This is a genomic window from Phyllobacterium sp. YR620, from assembly GCF_900104165.1.
GTDB classification, from domain to species: domain Bacteria; phylum Pseudomonadota; class Alphaproteobacteria; order Rhizobiales; family Rhizobiaceae; genus Phyllobacterium; species Phyllobacterium pellucidum.
The window spans coordinates 119,169-134,927 of the sequence record NZ_FNJP01000003.1; the positions used below are offsets into that span (position 1 = coordinate 119,169).

Below are 15,759 nucleotides of genomic sequence, written 5' to 3' on the forward strand. Positions count from 1 at the left end.
CGGCCGTCATCCGTTGCACCGCCGCGTTTCTACCGCCGTTATACGCTCCCACCGCCATCATCGAGGATCCCGGCGGAGAGGAGGGGCGATGTGAAATCAATGCCTTCCGGCAGAACGATTCAAAGGTCGCCAAGACCGCAATCATGGCTTCTCGCAAGAGCCGTGCTCCGAGCCAACAGAAAATGGCAACAACACCAGCCGACGAATACGGAGACTCTAGCTCGGATCGTTGTAGCTCAGAAGCTTGCCTTCGCGCACGTCATAGAGCTTGCCGGTGACATCGAGTGCCGGGTCAAGCATAAGCGCGATCTGGGCGGCAACGTCGCCCGGCGTCGGCAAGGTTTCCGGATCTTCGCCGGGCATTGCCTGGGCGCGCATTGCCGTGCGTGTTGCGCCCGGATTGACCGAGTTGATACGAAGGCGCGTCTGGCGAGTCTCCTCGGCCCAACTGCGCGCCATCACCTCGACGGCGGCCTTGGAAGCGGCATAGGGACCCCAATAGGCTCTCGCCGTGTGGGCGACCCCTGAGGAAAGGAACAGCGCACGGCCGGCATCCGAGAGTTTCAGGAGCGGATCAGTGGTGCGGATCAGGCGCCATACGCTCGACACGTTGATCGCCATCAGCTTGTCGAAGACCTTTGCCTCTACGTGGCCGATCGGCGATATTGTGCCGAGGAAACCGGCGTTCGCCACCATGATGTCGAGTTTCCCCCAACGCTCGTGGATCGAGCCGCCCAGCCGGTCGATGGCTGGCATGTCGGTCAGGTCGAGCGGCACAAGCGTCGCGCTACCGCCCACGCTCTTGATTTCGTCGTCGAGATCCTCGAGCCCTCCGACTGTCCGGGCGACGGCGATGACATGGGCGCCGCGTGCGGCAAGGTCCTTCGCCAGAAAATAGCCGATGCCGCGGGATGCGCCAGTGACAAGCGCAAGCTTGCCGTCCAGCCGGAAACTGCCGTCAGAAATCATTGTGTCGTGAACTCAACCGTTATTTGCGAGAAGCGAGAGCTTGTGGACGTTGCTCGGACCATCCTTGTCGAGAAGGCGGGTCGGATAGTCGCCAGTAAAATAGTGATCGGTGAACAGCGGCGCACGGGAATCGCGCGGCTGGCCGCTGACGGCTTTGTAGAGACCGTCAATCGACAGGAACGCCAGCGAATCCGCGCCGATGTAACGGCACATGGCGTCGAGATCGGCGTATTGGTTGGCGAGGAGCTTGTCGGCGTCCGGCGTATCGATGCCATAGAAATCCGGGTGGAAGATCATCGGGCTCGCGACGCGTATATGAACTTCGCTCGCCCCGGCATCGCGGATCATCTGCACGATCTTGACCGACGTTGTCCCGCGCACGATCGAGTCGTCGATGAGAACGACGCGCTTGCCTTCGATGACGGCACGGTTGGCCGAATGCTTCAGCTTCACGCCGAAAGCGCGGATCGACTGCGTCGGCTCAATGAAGGTGCGTCCGACATAGTGGTTGCGGATGATGCCGAGCTCGAACGGGATACCGCTGGCTTGGGCAAAGCCGATCGCGGCGGGTGTGCCGCCATCTGGAACCGGTACGACAACGTCGGCCTCAAGCGGCGCTTCCTTGGCAAGGTTGATGCCCATGTTCTTGCGCGCGGTGTAGACGTTGCGGCCGCCGACGACGGAGTCAGGACGGGCGAAATACACATATTCGAACAGGCAGAGCCGCTCCTGCTTCGGAGCCTGGGGCTTGAAGGCGTCGATGCTGATCGAGCCGTCCGGCTGGATCTCGCAAACGACGACTTCACCGTTCTCCACGTCGCGGATGAACTTCGCGCCAATGATGTCGAGCGCGCAGGTCTCGGATGCGAAGATCGGCTTGCCGTCGAGTTCGCCCATGACGAGCGGGCGGATGCCGATCGGATCACGCGCGGCAATCAGCTTGGTGCGGGTGAGGGCAAGCATCGCATAGCCGCCTTCCATCTGGCGGATCGCGTCGATAAAGCGATCGCTGGACGAGGCATGGCGTGAGCGCGCGATAAGGTGGAGGACGACCTCCGTATCGGAATTCGACTGGCAGATCGCACCGTCGGCGATCAACTGGCGGCGCAGGGTCAGTCCATTGGTGAAATTGCCGTTATGGGCGATGGCGATGCCACCGACTTCAAGCTCGGCGAGGAGCGGCTGCACGTTGCGCAGAACCGTGTCGCCCGTCGTCGAATAGCGCACATGGCCGATGGCCCTGTCCCCCGGCAACTGGGCAAGCGTGGCGGGGTTGGTGTAGTGATCGCCGACAAGGCCCATGCGCCGCTCCGAGCAGAACTGGCGTCCGTCGTAGGAAACGATACCGGCAGCTTCCTGCCCGCGGTGCTGCAGCGCATGCAATCCGAGCGCCGTCAGCGTGGCCGCATCGGTGTGCCCCAAAATGCCAAACACACCGCACTCTTCATGCAGTGTGTCGTCATCGAGGGACATCAATTGGGTATCGTCACGAGAAATGTCGGTCATTACCGCCAGCCTTTCGCCGCAGATTCAATTGAGCCTAATTCATATTATGCCATAGGAGGCAATCGACTAACAGGGCAGGACCCGCGTCCACGTGTCAATCGAAGCCCCTATATGGTGTATAAGTGCCAAGACTCCAAGTCACTGGTTTGTCGCACCACCTTCCGGCGGGATATCTTCCTTCGGTTCCGGCGCAGTCGTCGCGTCGGGCGATGCTTCCGGCGCGGTCGTGCCGGGTTTCAGCCGCTTCAGGATGGTCGATTCGGGATCTTCCGGCAGAAGGCCGACAAGTTTCGCGCCAAGCTGGTCGATCATCGGCTTCGATTTGGCGTTTCCAACCCAGGCTGGCTGGTTTTCCGGCACGAGCCAGTTGAAGAACAGCATGGCGACGACAACGAGAAGTATGCCGCGCGCTGCGCCAAACAGGAAGCCGAGCGTGCGGTCGAGCGCGCCGATGCGGCTGTCGATGATGAAATCGGCAATCTTCATGGTTATAATGGACACGACGATCAGCGTGACGACGAAGACAAGGCCCGCCGCTGCAATCTGCACGATGGTGTCGTTGCTGATGTACGGGGTGAGGAAGGGAACAACAGGCTTGTAAAAGAGATAGGCGGCCGCTGCCGCCGCTGCCCAGGAAACAACCGACAGCACTTCACGCGAAAATCCGCGCACCATGGCGAGGACCGCCGATACGAGGGTGATGCCCAATAGAATTCCGTCAAGCAACGTAATCGGCATTTACTTTCATCCCCATGTCACTGCCCGATGGCCCCATCCGGTCAGTCTGCGCGTTGTTTCTTGCCTGGTCCCGAAGCCGCGATCCGGGCCACAAGGTCCGGCAACGAAGCCGTTTCGGTCAGAGCGGCATTGCCGTTCTTGGCAACATCGTTGCTTCCCTTGGGAAGAACCGCCTGCTTGAAGCCAAGCTTATCTGCTTCTTTCAGTCTCTGTACAGCATGTGCAACCGGGCGCACGGCGCCCGATAGGCTGACTTCGCCGAAATAGACGCAATCGGCCGGAAGGGCAATACCGGCGATAGAGGAAACCAGCGCAGAGGCGACGGCGAGATCAGCGGCCGGTTCAGTAATGCGATAACCGCCGGCGACGTTCAGATAAACGTCATGCTGGCCGAACCGAACGCCGCAATGGGCTTCGAGCACGGCGAGAATCATCGACAGGCGGTTGCCGTCCCATCCGACTACCGCGCGCCGCGGTGTTCCGAGCGTCGACGGCGCAACCAGCGCCTGAATCTCGACGAGGATCGGGCGCGTGCCCTCCATGCCTGCAAATACCGCTGCGCCCGGGGATTTTTCGTTGCGCTCGCCGAGGAAAAGCTCGGATGGGTTCGCAACTTCGCGCAAGCCGCGGTCGGACATTTCGAAGACGCCGATCTCGTCAGTGGGTCCGAAGCGGTTCTTCACCGTGCGCAGGATGCGGTAGTGATGGCCACCTTCGCCCTCGAAATAGAGCACGGCATCGACCATATGCTCGACGACGCGCGGACCGGCAATCTGGCCTTCCTTGGTGACATGGCCGACGAGAACGACGGCGGCGCCAGTCTGCTTGGCATAGCGGATCATCGCCTGTGCGCCGGCGCGTACCTGCGTCACCGTGCCGGGCGCGGAATCGGCCGCGTCCGTCCAAAGGGTCTGGATCGAGTCGATAATGATGAGGTCGGGGCGCTTCGAATCGGCGATAGTCGCCAGAATGTCCTCGACATTGGTCTCGGCCGCTAGCTGCACATCGGTGTCCGCAGCGCCGAGGCGCTGTGCGCGCAACCTGATCTGCGCCACCGCCTCTTCACCCGAGACGTAGACGACGCGGTTGCCACGCCGCGCCAGCGCTGCTGCCGCCTGCGTCAGCAATGTGGACTTGCCGATACCTGGATCGCCGCCGACGAGAATGGCGGAACCGCGTACGAATCCACCGCCAGTCACACGGTCGAGTTCGCCGATCCCGGAGCGGATACGCGGCGCATCCTCGATCTCGCCAGAGAGGCTGGTGAGGGCGACGGCTCGCCCCTTGCGGGCCGAAAGGCGTCCCGGGCCGCTCCCGATCCCGCCGGAGGTGCCTTCCTCGACCAGCGTGTTCCACTCACCGCATTCGTCGCACTTCCCCGCCCAGCGTGAATGTACAGCGCCGCAGTTCTGGCAGATGAATTGAACCCGGGCCTTGGCCATCAGCTACGCTTTCCCGAATAAAGATAGCGGCGGTGATAGCGATTGCCGAGGCTGGTGAGCATCTCATAGCCAATGGTGCCGGCGGCGCGCGCGGCCTCATCCAGCGCAATGTTGGCGCCGATCAGTTCGATAAGGTCCCCGGGCTTTACGGCGTCTGACGGAAGATCCGTCACATCGAATGAGGTAAGGTCCATGGTGACGCGGCCGATCACGGGCACTCTCTGACCAGCGATGAACCCTTCGCCGCCCTTGGTGACAGCGCCGCGCAACGGCACGCCGCTTCCCGAGGCCGAGCGGAGGTAGCCATCGGCGTAGCCGACCGAACAGATCGCAATCCGCGTATCGCGCTCGAGCGTCGCGGTGGCGCCGTAACCGACCGTCTCGCCCTTGCGGCCGTTACGGATTTGTACGATGCGCGCCTCCACCGTCACCACGGGACGCATCGGATTGGCAACGCCGGAGAGCGGCTCGCCGCCATACATGGCAACGCCTGGGCGACTCAAATCGAAGCCCGTATGCAAGGTATGAAAGACGCCGGGCGAGTTGGCGATACTTGACTGAATGCCTTTGAAAGCGGCTCGAAGCTTTTGAAATGATTCAAATTGCTTGGCCGTCAAGGCGTGGGCTGTGTCGTCGGCCGCCGCGAGATGGGTAATCAGGAGCACCGGGGCGGGTGCGCCGGGCCTTGCGGCATATGCCAGCGCCTCGTCAACCGTTAGCCCGAGGCGGTTCATGCCGGTATCTACATTCAAGGCGAATGGCAGCGGCTCGGGACGACCAGAATTTGCGCGCTCCCAAAGCTCGATTTCGTGGGGCGATCCGAGAACCGGGATGAGGTCCGATTGCTCATAGGCGGGAAATGCGCCCTCGAAAAATCCGTTGAGGACGAACACGCGCGCATCCGGGGCAACAGCTTTGACCCGCAAACCTTCTTCTGCAAGCGCAACGAAGAAGCTGCGGCAGCCAGCCTGCCAAAGGGCGGGCACGACATGCACGATCCCGAGCCCATAAGCGTCGGCCTTGACCACGGCCGACGTTTCGGCTGGCTTCGATTTCTCCGCGAGAAGCTGCCAGTTGGCAATGAGGGCATCTAGGTCGATGGTCAGACGCCCGCCAGCCAGCCGCGGGTCGGCGCCGGTCGTGGTCACATTGGTCTTGTTGTTCAAATCATCACTCGAATCGTTCGGGAAGATGCGAATCCTCGGCAAGATCGGTGAAGCGCGTGAACTCTGACTGGAAGGCAAGCCTCACGGTTCCTGTCGGGCCGTGGCGCTGCTTGGCGATGATGACTTCCGCCTTGCCTGAAGCCTCGTTGAGATCGGCCTGCCACTTGAAATGCTCTTCCGTCCCTACTTTCGGCTCCTTGTTCTTGATATAGTATTCATCGCGATAAACGAAAAGAACGACGTCGGCGTCCTGCTCGATCGAGCCGGATTCGCGCAAGTCCGAGAGCTGCGGGTGTTTGTCTTCACGGCTTTCCACCTGGCGGGAAAGCTGGGAGAGGGCGATGATCGGCGTGTTCAGTTCCTTGCCAAGCGCCTTCAGGCCGGTTGTTATCTCGGTGATTTCCTGAACACGGTTTTCCGAGGCGCGCTTGGAAGACCCCTGCATCAGCTGAATATAGTCGATGACGAGAACGTCGAGCCCGCGCTGCCGTTTGAGCCGCCGTGCCCTTGCGGCAAGCTGGGCGATCGAGATACCGCCGGTCTGGTCGATATAAAGGGGCACGCGCTGCATATGCTGCGAGCAGGCGACCAGCTTCTCGAAATCGGCTTCGCTTATTTCGCCTCGGCGGATTTTCGAGGAGCTGATCTCCGATTGCTCGGAAATGATACGCGTCGCCAGCTGTTCCGACGACATTTCGAGCGAAAAGAAGCCGACGACGCCGCCATTCTTGGCCTTGAAGCTGCCATCCGCCTGCTGTTCCGGCTCATAGGCCGCGGCGATGTTGAACGCGATGTTGGTGGCAAGCGAGGTCTTACCCATGCCGGGACGCCCGGCGAGTACGATAAGGTCGGAAGGCTGCAGCCCGCCCATGCGCGCATCGAGTGCGCGTATCCCGGTGGAGATGCCGGAGAGGTGGCCGTCGCGCATGAAGGCGGCATTGGCCATGTCGACCGCGGACTTCACCGCGTCGGTGAAGGTCTGGAACCCGCCATCGTACCGGCCGGTTTCGGCAAGCTCGAACAGCCGCCGCTCAGCGTCCTCGATCTGGCCTTGCGGTGCGACATCGACGGGAGCGTCATAGGCGATATTGACCATGTCCTCGCCGATGGTGATCAGCGCGCGGCGGGTCGCAAGATCGTAGATGGCGCGGCCGTAATCCTCGGCATTGATGATTGTCACCGCTTCGGCCGCGAGACGGGCGAGATATTGCATGACCGTCATGTCGCCGACCTTCTCGTCGGCTGGCACGAATGTTTTCAGCGTCACCGGATTCGCCATCTTGCCCATCCGGATCATGTCGGATGAGATCTCGAAAATCTTGCGGTGCAAAGGTTCGTTGAAATGGGTCGGCTTCAGGAAATCGGAAACGCGGTAGAACGCATCATTGTTGACCAGGATGGCACCCAGAAGGGCCTGCTCCGCCTCGATATTATTGGGAGCCTCCCTGTAGAAGGCGTCGCGGGCCTCATTGATCTTGCGTACCGTTGCTTCAGCCATTTCGCCTTTTCCTGTTATCCCTTCACTATGGCCACCGGGCATTTGACCGCGCAATGCGGGGTCGAAACATACATTTCAATCCACAACAAAAGCAGACTCGGATTGTTTGAAGCTTGACTCAGAGAGGCAGATTCGGGGCGCGATTCGCCCTCCTGAATCTACACCCGGCGTAGGAAATTGTGCAAATTGCAGGCGGCAATAAGCTGTGCGAACGCTGGCCGCTCCGCACAGCTAAAGTGAGACCAGCGCTGATTCTTTCGTGGGGAACGGATCCTCGGGACGGACCGGATAACGGCAGCATGGGCCCGAGGGTGATCTTGGGCATACCGGGCGCAAGATGACGGCGAAGGGGAAGAGGGGCGGCCTAGCGCCCCGCTACCGACTCCTTCGTATTGACCTGGCTGTTGGCGGAACTGCGCTCGCATTCGAGACGCCTCAGCCGCTTTTCTGCCTCGAATATATAGTCGCGGGTCAGCGGCACGGCCTCCTGCTGGTGCGCCAGCTGGATCTGGAACACGACGAGGTTCTGCCAGCGGAAAGCAGCTTCCGAGGCGGCGAGATAGAATTCCCACATCCGGCAGAAGCGTTCGTCATAGATCGCCTTGGCCTGTTCGCGATTTTCCATGAAGCGCTCGCGCCAGATACGCAGCGTCTCGGCGTAGTGGAGACGCAATATCTCGATATCGGTGACGACAAGGCCTGCCTTCTCGATATGCGGGACGACTTCCGACAGGGCCGGGATATAGCCTCCTGGGAAGATGTATTTCTGGATGAACGCATTCGTGTAGGACGGACCGTCCGAACGGCCGATGGAATGCAGGAGGAACACGCCATCCTTTTTCAGAAGCCGGGCCGTGTGCTGGAAATACTCGGCGAAATGGCCAACGCCCACGTGCTCGAACATGCCGACGGAAACGATGCGGTCGAAACCGTCCTCCAGCGTGCGATAGTCGCGCAGATCAAAGCGTGCGCGTGCCGAGAGGCCTTCATCGAAGGCGCGCTTGTTGGCAACGCCATGCTGCTCCTGCGAAAGCGTAACGCCGGTAACGTCTGCTTCGAGATATTTGGCAAGGTAAAGCCCGAGGCCACCCCAGCCGCAGCCGATATCGAGCACCTTCTGGCCCTTCCTGGCGAGAAGCTTTGCGGAAATATGGCGCTTTTTCGCAAGCTGCGCCTCTTCGAGCGTCGCGTCAGGGCGCTCGAAATAGGCGCAGGAGTACTGCATGTCGCTGTCGAGGAAGAGACGATAAAGGTCTCCCGAAAGGTCGTAGTGCCGCTGCACATTGTTCGATGCGCGGGTCAGCGTGTTCATTTGGTGCAGTCTGCGTGTGGCGCGGCGGATGCCTTCGATTGCCAGCATCCAGGGTTCCCGGGCAACCGTTGCCCCGGTATTCTCGAATATGATCTTGAGGACATCGTAGATATTGCCGTCAAGAACGTCGATTTCGCCGTTCATATAGGCTTCGGCAAAGTGCAGCGACGGGTCGAACGCGATTTTCCGCTCTGCGGCGGCGCTGTTGATGCGAAAGGCGATCGGTTCGCCCGTTCCATCGCCAAACGTCCGGGATTTGCCCGAGGCGTCCGTTATTACAAGGGTACCAGTGTGGATCAGCCGTGATAGTGCAGCCTTTAGAATGGCATTCATGAACAATCTCCATCATTGACGATAGAGCTCGGCCATCAGAGCAAAGGATGTCCAAAAGGTATGTCTTCTTGGGCGGAAACCCGGCGTTCCGGGCAGATTCGGAATAAATTCTGCAGGCTTTGGCTCGACCGATGCGATCGGTCTAGCCGGACCCTTTGACCGTATCCCGAATTTCCTCCGGCAGAATGGTGCCATTTGGATATCCTTTGCTCTAGAAGACTCAACCTTGAGTCTAGGTCGGGCATGGGTAGGACAAGTAAATCTACTCAATTTTTTCATTCTGAAAAGCAAAAAAACACCCGGCATCTCTGCCGGGTGTTTTGTGCGACTCAAGTAAAGCAGTTACCTCATGGTAACCGAAGTACTATCAGGCGTTTTCTTCGCCTTCTTCGTCCTCGTCGAAGAATTCGTCCGAAAGCGGAGCTTCTTCAATTCCGTAGATCGCCTGAGCCGAGGTAAGGTCTTCGCCCTTTACCTGACGCTCGGCTTCGTCGGCCGTGCGGGCGATGTTGATCGTGACCGATGCCTCAACTTCCGGATGCAGGGCGAGAACGACCTTGTGGAGGCCGATCGTCTTGATAGGCAGGTTGAGTTCAACCTGGTTGCGGTTGAGAGAGAAGCCTTCGGCCGTGATCAGGTCGGCGATATCGCGCGTCGATACCGAACCGTAAAGCTGACCGGTCTCGCCGGCCGAGCGGATGGCGACGAAGGTCTTGCCGTTGAGCTTGTCGGCAATTGCCTGGGCTTCGGACTTGCGCTCGAGGTTGCGGGCTTCGAGCTGGGCGCGCTGGCCCTCGAACTTCTTCTTGTTGGCTTCGTTTGCACGAAGAGCCTTGCCCTGCGGCAGGAGGAAGTTGCGGGCAAAGCCGTCCTTTACCTTGACGGTGTCGCCCATCTGGCCGAGGCGGCTGATACGTTCGAGAAGAATGACTTCCATTTTGAGTTTCCTTTCAAGTTCAATTGTCGTTGTTGGGTGTTGTATTCGCAGCCTTCGAAACCGGAGCGCTGCGCGATGTGTCGAACAGACCGGCGAGAAGGAAGAAGAAAAGCACGAAGACGAAGAGCATCACGGCGAAGTAGGCGAACCATAGCGCCACAGGACGCCACGCGGCTCCGCGTGTCCGTGCGTGAAGCATGGCAAAGCCGGCCATGATGAAGCAGGCACCAAGGGCGCCGGCAAAGGCGGTTGCGGCATAGCCGATACCGCCCGGAAGGAAGCACGCGGCACAGGCAACTGCAAAGACGGCGAGCGCCGGGCGGGGCATGCGCAGGGCGCGCGGCCAGTCATCCCTCGGACGGCGCAGTTTGCCCGACGCTGCGGTGAGTCGCAGGGCAAGGTAGAGATTGGCGACGATGATCATCACCCAGACGGCGGGCTGCATGGCCGGCAGGACGCGCACGACGAACAGCGCCATGTCCTGAACGGCTTCCGCATTGGCGGCAAGTTCTGGATTGCTCGCGGCAAGCTGCTGTCCAAGCGACGCGGCAAGCTGCGCGGCAAAATCATCGCCGAAGCCGATCATCACGCCGATGGCGATGAAACTTGCGCCGACGATCAGCGCGAGGCGAAGCAGCATGTCGGCGATCGGGTACCAGACATAGGTATCTTTAGGGCCGCCGATCTCCTCGGCAGGACGTGCAAGGCCAATGAAGTAGGAAGCTGCCGCGGCGGGGAGCGCCGTGATAAGCACGACGACGATGGCCGCGGTCGGTGCGGCAAGCACCGAAACGGCAACGGCCATCGAGAGGGCGGCAATGAAGCCCGCGCCGGTGCCCCAGCCGAGGGCGGCAACGAAAATCGGAAGCGGGGAAAAGAGCAGGAGCGCCATGGCGAGCGTCGACTGCGTGATGACGCCGACCGAGAGCAGCGCGGCTGCGAGCCCCGCCATTACTCCAACGCCAATATCTTTTGCAGTCAGTTTCATTTCGCTCGCTGTCCTGCTTCTTGAGCAGTTAGAGGCGGTTCTTCGACCAGAGCCTCAACTTGGGTTTTTTGTTCGCCAGGCCCGCGCCCATCGCGGATGGCAAGGAAGGCGGCGGCTGGGCTGCCGCCTTCGGTCTTGTCTTATTTCACAACGTAGGGCAGGAGGCCGAGGAAACGTGCGCGCTTGATCGCCTGGGCGAGTTCGCGCTGCTTCTTCTGGCTGACAGCCGTGATACGGGAAGGAACGATCTTGCCACGCTCGGAAATGTAACGCGACAGGAGCTTAATGTCCTTGTAGTCGATCTTCGGCGCATTCGCACCCGAGAACGGGCAGGTCTTGCGGCGGCGATGGAACGGACGGCGGGTCGGGATCTGATTGATATCAACCATTATTCTGCTCCTTCACCGGCTTCGTTGTCACGCGGACGACGCGGACGGCGCGGACGATCGTCGTCGCGGCCACCGAATTTGTTGTCGTCACGATCACGGCGATCGTCGCGACGTGCGAGCATGGCCGACTGGCCTTCCTCGTGTTCGTCGACGCGGATCGTCATGAAGCGCAGGACGTCTTCATTGATGCGCTGCTGGCGCTCGAGTTCTGCAACAGCCGCTGCCGGAGCAGTGATGTTGAGAAGCGAGTAATACGCCTTGCGGTTCTTGTTGATACGATAGGTGAGGGCACGCAGTCCCCAGCTTTCGATACGCCCGACTGATCCGCCATTGGTCTCGATGATGCCCTTGTACTGTTCTACAAGCGCATCGACCTGCTGCTGCGAAATGTCCTGTCGGGCAAGGAACACATGTTCATAAAGAGCCATTGTCTTTGCCTTTCTTCGTTAGTATTGCCCGGTATCAACGGTAAACCTCTGCGAATCTCTCTGCCGGAAGACCGGGGAAGAAAGGACGCTGATGGAGACGATCGAGAGCGGAGACACGGGAGGCTGAAGCTTTACGCTTCGACGGATGCTTGATCCGGCCCTCCGTTCAGCCCCCAGCTGACGCCGAGCAATGAACGGGCGGCTTATACGGGCAAAAGGTCAAAGAAGCAACCCGCCCGCCCGAGAATATTCGATGCAGCGGGATCGGACGATTGAAAGCCGATTGAGGCCTTAGATTTCGCGCGAGCTTGCCCAAATACAGCCGTCGCAGTCAATATAACAATTGGTTCAATACTGTGGGCTTGCCGGCCGCTGCAGCATCAAAGCTTGACTTCGCGCTTGCCGATAGGCACATCGCGCGTCAGATTGACAAGCGAGCGAACGATTGGAGGCCCTTCCATGTCCATAGCATTCACCTTCCCGGGACAGGGAAGCCAGGCCGTCGGCATGGGCAAGGCGCTGGCGGACAACTTCGCGGAAGCCAAGGCAGTGTTCGACGAGGTGGATGAAGCCCTTGGCGAGAAGCTATCGGCAATCATCTGGGAAGGCCCGGAAGAGACCCTCACCCTGACAGCCAATGCCCAGCCGGCGCTGATGGCGGTTTCCATTGCCGTCCTGCGCGTCCTTGAGGCAAAGGGTGTTTCGCTGAAGGACAAGGTCGCCTGCGTTGCCGGGCATTCGCTCGGCGAATATTCGGCACTTTGCGCGGCCGGCACTTTCTCGCTCGCCGACACGGCCCGGCTTCTGCGTATTCGCGGCAATGCCATGCAGAAGGCCGTTCCCGCCGGCGAGGGCGCTATGGCAGCCATCATCGGGCTGGAGCACGCCGATGTCGAAGCCGTTTGCAAGGAGGCGTCTGCCGGGGGACCGGTACAGATCGCCAACGACAATGGCGGCGGCCAGCTGGTGATTTCCGGGGCGAAGGCCCCCGTCGAGGTGGCGGCGGCGCTGGCAACGGCGAAGGGCGCAAAACGCGCTATCATGCTGCCCGTATCCGCGCCCTTCCATTCGGCACTGATGGCGCCGGCGGCGGAGGCCATGCGCGAAGCGCTCGCCGCTGTGCGCATGCAGGATCCGATCGTGCCGCTCATTGCCAATGTGCGCGCAGCGCCTGTCACATCCGCCGATGAAATCGCCCGGCTGCTGGTCGAGCAGGTCACCGGCCAGGTGCGCTGGCGCGAAACCGTCGAGTGGTTCGGCGCAAATGGCGTGACGACGCTCTATGAGATCGGTGCCGGCAAAGTACTGTCCGGACTTGCCCGCCGTATCAACAAGGACATTTCCGGGGTCGCCATCGGTACGCCGGAAGACATCGATGCGGCAGTCGCCGCGCTCAACGCCTGAGACAAGAGGGACATACCATGTTTGATCTGACCGGCCGCAAGGCGCTCGTGACGGGCGCGACAGGGGGCATTGGCGAGGCGATCGCGCGGATGCTGCACGCACAGGGCGCCACAGTCGGCCTGCATGGCACCCGAGTCGAGAAACTGGAATCCCTGGCCAGCGAATTCAGCGACCGCGTCAAGATTTTCCCGGCCAACCTTTCGAGCCGCGAAGAGGTCAAGGCGCTCGGCGAGAAGGCGGAAGCCGACCTCGAAGGGGTCGACATCCTCGTCAATAATGCCGGGATCACCAAGGACGGTCTTTTCGTTCGCATGAGCGATGCCGATTGGGACAGCGTGCTCGAGGTCAATCTGACGGCAGTCTTCCGGCTGACACGCGAGCTGACGCATCCGATGATGCGCCGCCGCTATGGCCGCATCATCAACATCACTTCCGTCGTCGGCGTGACCGGCAATCCGGGCCAGACCAACTATGTTGCGTCAAAAGCCGGCCTTATCGGCTTTACGAAGTCGCTGGCGCAAGAGATTGCCAGCCGCAACGTGACGGTCAATTGCGTCGCGCCCGGTTTCATCGAATCGGCCATGACCGACAAGCTCAACGACAAGCAGAAGGAAAGCATCATGGCCGCCATCCCGATGCGCCGCATGGGCACCGGTGCCGAGGTTGCTTCGTCGGTTGCGTACCTTGCCAGCAGCGAGGCCGCATACGTCACCGGCCAGACCATTCACGTCAACGGCGGCATGGCAATGATTTGAGCCTGTTAGTGCAGGTATCGGTGGGTATTGGGCCCAATCCCATTTATGAGATTGAGGCGACGAATAAAGCGTGATAAGTCGCGCACCAGTTTGGGCAGTCAAACCGATTTGATGTCCTTTCAAATTCCGCAAGGAAAGAGCCGCATGGGTGGGTGTTTTGGCTGCCGAACAGGGTAAAACAACCATCTTATTGCTTGATTAGAGTCATCCGTGCCGCTAACCAAGGCATAGGAAAAAACAAACAGGTTGAGGTTCCACATGAGTGATACTGCAGAACGCGTCAAGAAAATCGTCATTGAACATCTGGGCGTTGATGCCGAGAAAGTCACCGATGGTGCGAGCTTCATCGACGATCTGGGCGCCGACAGCCTTGATACTGTCGAGCTCGTGATGGCCTTTGAAGAAGAATTCGGCGTCGAAATTCCCGATGATGCTGCTGAGACGATTCTGACAGTCGGCGATGCGGTCAAGTTCATCGACAAGGCACAGGCCTGATTTCGTTCGGCTCGCCACCGCGTGGATGGTGATGTAAGGTGTTCTGCCTTCCTCGTTCATGCGTGGAGCCGGAAATAATCATGTTGCATATGACATTGAAGGATCGGCCATGAGGCGCGTTGTCATAACCGGCCTTGGGCTGGTGTCTCCTCTCGCATCCGGTGTTGAAGCCACCTGGTCTCGTTTGCTCGCAGGCCAAAGTGGTGCCCGGCGCGTCACGGAATTCGAAGTTGATGATCTGCCCTGCAAGATCGCTTGCCGCATTCCGGTAGGCGACGGCACCGACGGGACGTTCAATCCGGATGAATGGATGGAGCCCAAGGAGCAGCGCAAGGTCGATCCATTCATCATCTACGCCGTGGCGGCCGCCGACCAGGCGCTTGCCGATGCCAAATGGGCGCCGGAGAGCGATGAAGACCAGATTCGCACCGGCGTGCTGATCGGATCGGGCATTGGCGGTCTCGAGGGTATCGTCGAGGCTGGTTATACGCTCCGGGACAGAGGTCCCCGGCGCATTTCGCCATTTTTCATTCCGGGCCGCCTGATCAATCTCGCCTCCGGGCACGTTTCGATCAAGCACAAGCTGCGCGGGCCGAACCATTCGGTCGTTACCGCCTGTTCGACCGGCGCGCATGCGATCGGCGATGCCTCGCGTCTGATTGCCTTTGGCGATGCCGACGTGATGGTTGCCGGCGGTACGGAATCACCGGTCAGCCGCATTTCGCTTGCCGGCTTTGCTGCATGCAAGGCGCTGTCTACAGCGCGCAACGATGATCCGACGGCTGCTTCGCGGCCCTATGACGAGGACCGCGATGGCTTCGTCATGGGCGAGGGCGCTGGTGTTGTCGTCCTTGAAGAGCTCGAACATGCCCTGGCACGCGGTGCAAAGATTTACGCTGAAGTGATCGGCTACGGTCTTTCTGGCGATGCCTATCACATCACCGCCCCGTCCGAGGACGGCGAAGGTGCGCAGCGCTGCATGGAAATGGCGCTGAAGCGCGCTGGAATAACGCCCGACGATATCGATTACATCAACTCGCACGGTACCTCGACGATGGCCGACACCATCGAACTCGGTGCGGTCGAGCGCGTTGTCGGCGATGCTGCATCGAAAATTTCGATGTCTTCGACGAAGTCGTCGATCGGCCACCTTCTCGGCGCGGCAGGTTCCACCGAGGCTGTGTTCTGCGTCCTCGCCATTCGTGACAATATCGCGCCTGCCACCATCAATCTCGACAATCCGTCGAAGGAAACCAAGATCGATCTCGTCCCGCACAAGCCGCGCGAACGCAAGATCGATATCGCCCTGTCCAATTCCTTCGGTTTCGGCGGCACGAACGCTTCGCTCGTATTGCGGCGTTATCAACAGTGATGCAAGCATGGCGGGAGCGCTCATTCG

General features: G+C 60.3%; 15 protein-coding genes. 4 read left to right on the top strand and 11 right to left on the bottom strand.

The window, feature by feature from the left end; translation table 11 throughout:
* Positions 1 to 216: 216 nt before the first annotated feature.
* The 11 genes from BLR72_RS12345 to rpsF all read right to left on the bottom strand — a co-directional run bounded on the left by BLR72_RS12345 (position 217) and on the right by rpsF (position 11,706).
* Positions 217 to 969 carry an SDR family NAD(P)-dependent oxidoreductase gene (locus BLR72_RS12345; protein ID WP_091948940.1) on the bottom strand — a complete coding sequence of 251 codons (753 nt, stop codon included), beginning with the start codon at positions 967 to 969 and terminating at the stop codon, positions 217 to 219.
* Positions 970 to 981: 12 nt separating this feature from the next.
* Positions 982 to 2,475 (bottom strand): amidophosphoribosyltransferase, encoded by a 1,494-nt coding sequence (gene purF / locus BLR72_RS12350; protein WP_175492349.1) that lies wholly within the window; start codon positions 2,473 to 2,475, stop codon positions 982 to 984.
* A gap of 138 nt (positions 2,476 to 2,613) precedes the next feature.
* Positions 2,614 to 3,213 carry a CvpA family protein gene (locus BLR72_RS12355; RefSeq protein WP_027229810.1) on the bottom strand — a complete coding sequence of 200 codons (600 nt, stop codon included), beginning with the start codon at positions 3,211 to 3,213 and terminating at the stop codon, positions 2,614 to 2,616.
* Between the two features lie 41 nt (positions 3,214 to 3,254).
* Positions 3,255 to 4,655 carry a DNA repair protein RadA gene (gene radA, locus BLR72_RS12360; RefSeq protein WP_027229809.1) on the bottom strand — a complete coding sequence of 467 codons (1,401 nt, stop codon included), beginning with the start codon at positions 4,653 to 4,655 and terminating at the stop codon, positions 3,255 to 3,257.
* Positions 4,655 to 5,821 (bottom strand): alanine racemase, encoded by a 1,167-nt coding sequence (gene alr, locus BLR72_RS12365; protein WP_091948943.1) that lies wholly within the window; start codon positions 5,819 to 5,821, stop codon positions 4,655 to 4,657. Before alr ends, radA begins: the two co-directional genes overlap by 1 nt.
* A 4-nt stretch (positions 5,822 to 5,825) precedes the next feature.
* On the bottom strand, positions 5,826 to 7,319 hold the full coding sequence (locus BLR72_RS12370; RefSeq protein WP_027229807.1) for a replicative DNA helicase: 1,494 nt from the start codon (positions 7,317 to 7,319) through the stop codon (positions 5,826 to 5,828).
* A gap of 364 nt (positions 7,320 to 7,683) precedes the next feature.
* Positions 7,684 to 8,964 (bottom strand): SAM-dependent methyltransferase, encoded by a 1,281-nt coding sequence (locus BLR72_RS12375; protein WP_027229806.1) that lies wholly within the window; start codon positions 8,962 to 8,964, stop codon positions 7,684 to 7,686.
* A 367-nt stretch (positions 8,965 to 9,331) separates the two neighbouring features.
* Positions 9,332 to 9,901, bottom strand: coding sequence for a 50S ribosomal protein L9 (gene rplI / locus BLR72_RS12380; protein WP_091919068.1), 570 nt, complete (start codon positions 9,899 to 9,901; stop codon positions 9,332 to 9,334).
* Between the two features lie 19 nt (positions 9,902 to 9,920).
* A complete protein-coding gene (locus BLR72_RS12385) occupies positions 9,921 to 10,889 on the bottom strand; it encodes a DUF2232 domain-containing protein (protein ID WP_027229804.1) in 969 nt (322 codons plus the stop codon).
* A 140-nt stretch (positions 10,890 to 11,029) separates the two neighbouring features.
* Positions 11,030 to 11,278, bottom strand: a complete 249-nt coding sequence (gene rpsR / locus BLR72_RS12390) for a 30S ribosomal protein S18 (RefSeq protein ID WP_027229803.1) — start codon at positions 11,276 to 11,278, stop codon at positions 11,030 to 11,032.
* Positions 11,278 to 11,706 (bottom strand): 30S ribosomal protein S6, encoded by a 429-nt coding sequence (gene rpsF / locus BLR72_RS12395; RefSeq protein ID WP_027229802.1) that lies wholly within the window; start codon positions 11,704 to 11,706, stop codon positions 11,278 to 11,280. The genes rpsR and rpsF overlap by 1 nt, the downstream gene beginning before the upstream one ends.
* A gap of 459 nt (positions 11,707 to 12,165) precedes the next feature.
* On the opposite strand from rpsF, the gene fabD reads away from it, so the two are divergent.
* The 4 genes from fabD to fabF all read left to right on the top strand — a co-directional run bounded on the left by fabD (position 12,166) and on the right by fabF (position 15,732).
* Entirely contained in the window at positions 12,166 to 13,110 is a 945-nt protein-coding gene (fabD, locus tag BLR72_RS12400; protein WP_091948946.1) for an ACP S-malonyltransferase, read from the top strand.
* Between the two features lie 17 nt (positions 13,111 to 13,127).
* On the top strand, positions 13,128 to 13,865 hold the full coding sequence (gene fabG / locus BLR72_RS12405) for a 3-oxoacyl-[acyl-carrier-protein] reductase (protein WP_091948949.1): 738 nt from the start codon (positions 13,128 to 13,130) through the stop codon (positions 13,863 to 13,865).
* A 258-nt stretch (positions 13,866 to 14,123) separates the two neighbouring features.
* A complete protein-coding gene (locus tag BLR72_RS12410) occupies positions 14,124 to 14,360 on the top strand; it encodes an acyl carrier protein (RefSeq protein ID WP_008128530.1) in 237 nt (78 codons plus the stop codon).
* Between the two features lie 109 nt (positions 14,361 to 14,469).
* Positions 14,470 to 15,732 (top strand): beta-ketoacyl-ACP synthase II, encoded by a 1,263-nt coding sequence (gene fabF, locus BLR72_RS12415; RefSeq protein WP_027229799.1) that lies wholly within the window; start codon positions 14,470 to 14,472, stop codon positions 15,730 to 15,732.
* Positions 15,733 to 15,759: the final 27 nt, after the last annotated feature.

Bases quoted from the DNA above. Each gene is read 5' to 3' on its own strand.
- BLR72_RS12345 (WP_091948940.1), bottom strand. From the start codon at position 969: ATGATTTCTGACGGCAGTTTCCGGCTGGACGGCAAGCTTGCGCTTGTC.
- purF (WP_175492349.1), bottom strand. From the start codon at position 2,475: ATGACCGACATTTCTCGTGACGATACCCAATTGATGTCCCTCGATGAC.
- BLR72_RS12355 (WP_027229810.1), bottom strand. From the start codon at position 3,213: ATGCCGATTACGTTGCTTGACGGAATTCTATTGGGCATCACCCTCGTA.
- radA (WP_027229809.1), bottom strand. From the start codon at position 4,655: ATGGCCAAGGCCCGGGTTCAATTCATCTGCCAGAACTGCGGCGCTGTA.
- BLR72_RS12370 (WP_027229807.1), bottom strand. From the start codon at position 7,319: ATGGCTGAAGCAACGGTACGCAAGATCAATGAGGCCCGCGACGCCTTC.
- BLR72_RS12375 (WP_027229806.1), bottom strand. From the start codon at position 8,964: ATGAATGCCATTCTAAAGGCTGCACTATCACGGCTGATCCACACTGGT.
- rplI (WP_091919068.1), bottom strand. From the start codon at position 9,901: ATGGAAGTCATTCTTCTCGAACGTATCAGCCGCCTCGGCCAGATGGGC.
- BLR72_RS12385 (WP_027229804.1), bottom strand. From the start codon at position 10,889: ATGAAACTGACTGCAAAAGATATTGGCGTTGGAGTAATGGCGGGGCTC.
- rpsR (WP_027229803.1), bottom strand. From the start codon at position 11,278: ATGGTTGATATCAATCAGATCCCGACCCGCCGTCCGTTCCATCGCCGC.
- rpsF (WP_027229802.1), bottom strand. From the start codon at position 11,706: ATGGCTCTTTATGAACATGTGTTCCTTGCCCGACAGGACATTTCGCAG.
- fabD (WP_091948946.1), top strand. From the start codon at position 12,166: ATGTCCATAGCATTCACCTTCCCGGGACAGGGAAGCCAGGCCGTCGGC.
- fabG (WP_091948949.1), top strand. From the start codon at position 13,128: ATGTTTGATCTGACCGGCCGCAAGGCGCTCGTGACGGGCGCGACAGGG.
- BLR72_RS12410 (WP_008128530.1), top strand. From the start codon at position 14,124: ATGAGTGATACTGCAGAACGCGTCAAGAAAATCGTCATTGAACATCTG.
- fabF (WP_027229799.1), top strand. From the start codon at position 14,470: ATGAGGCGCGTTGTCATAACCGGCCTTGGGCTGGTGTCTCCTCTCGCA.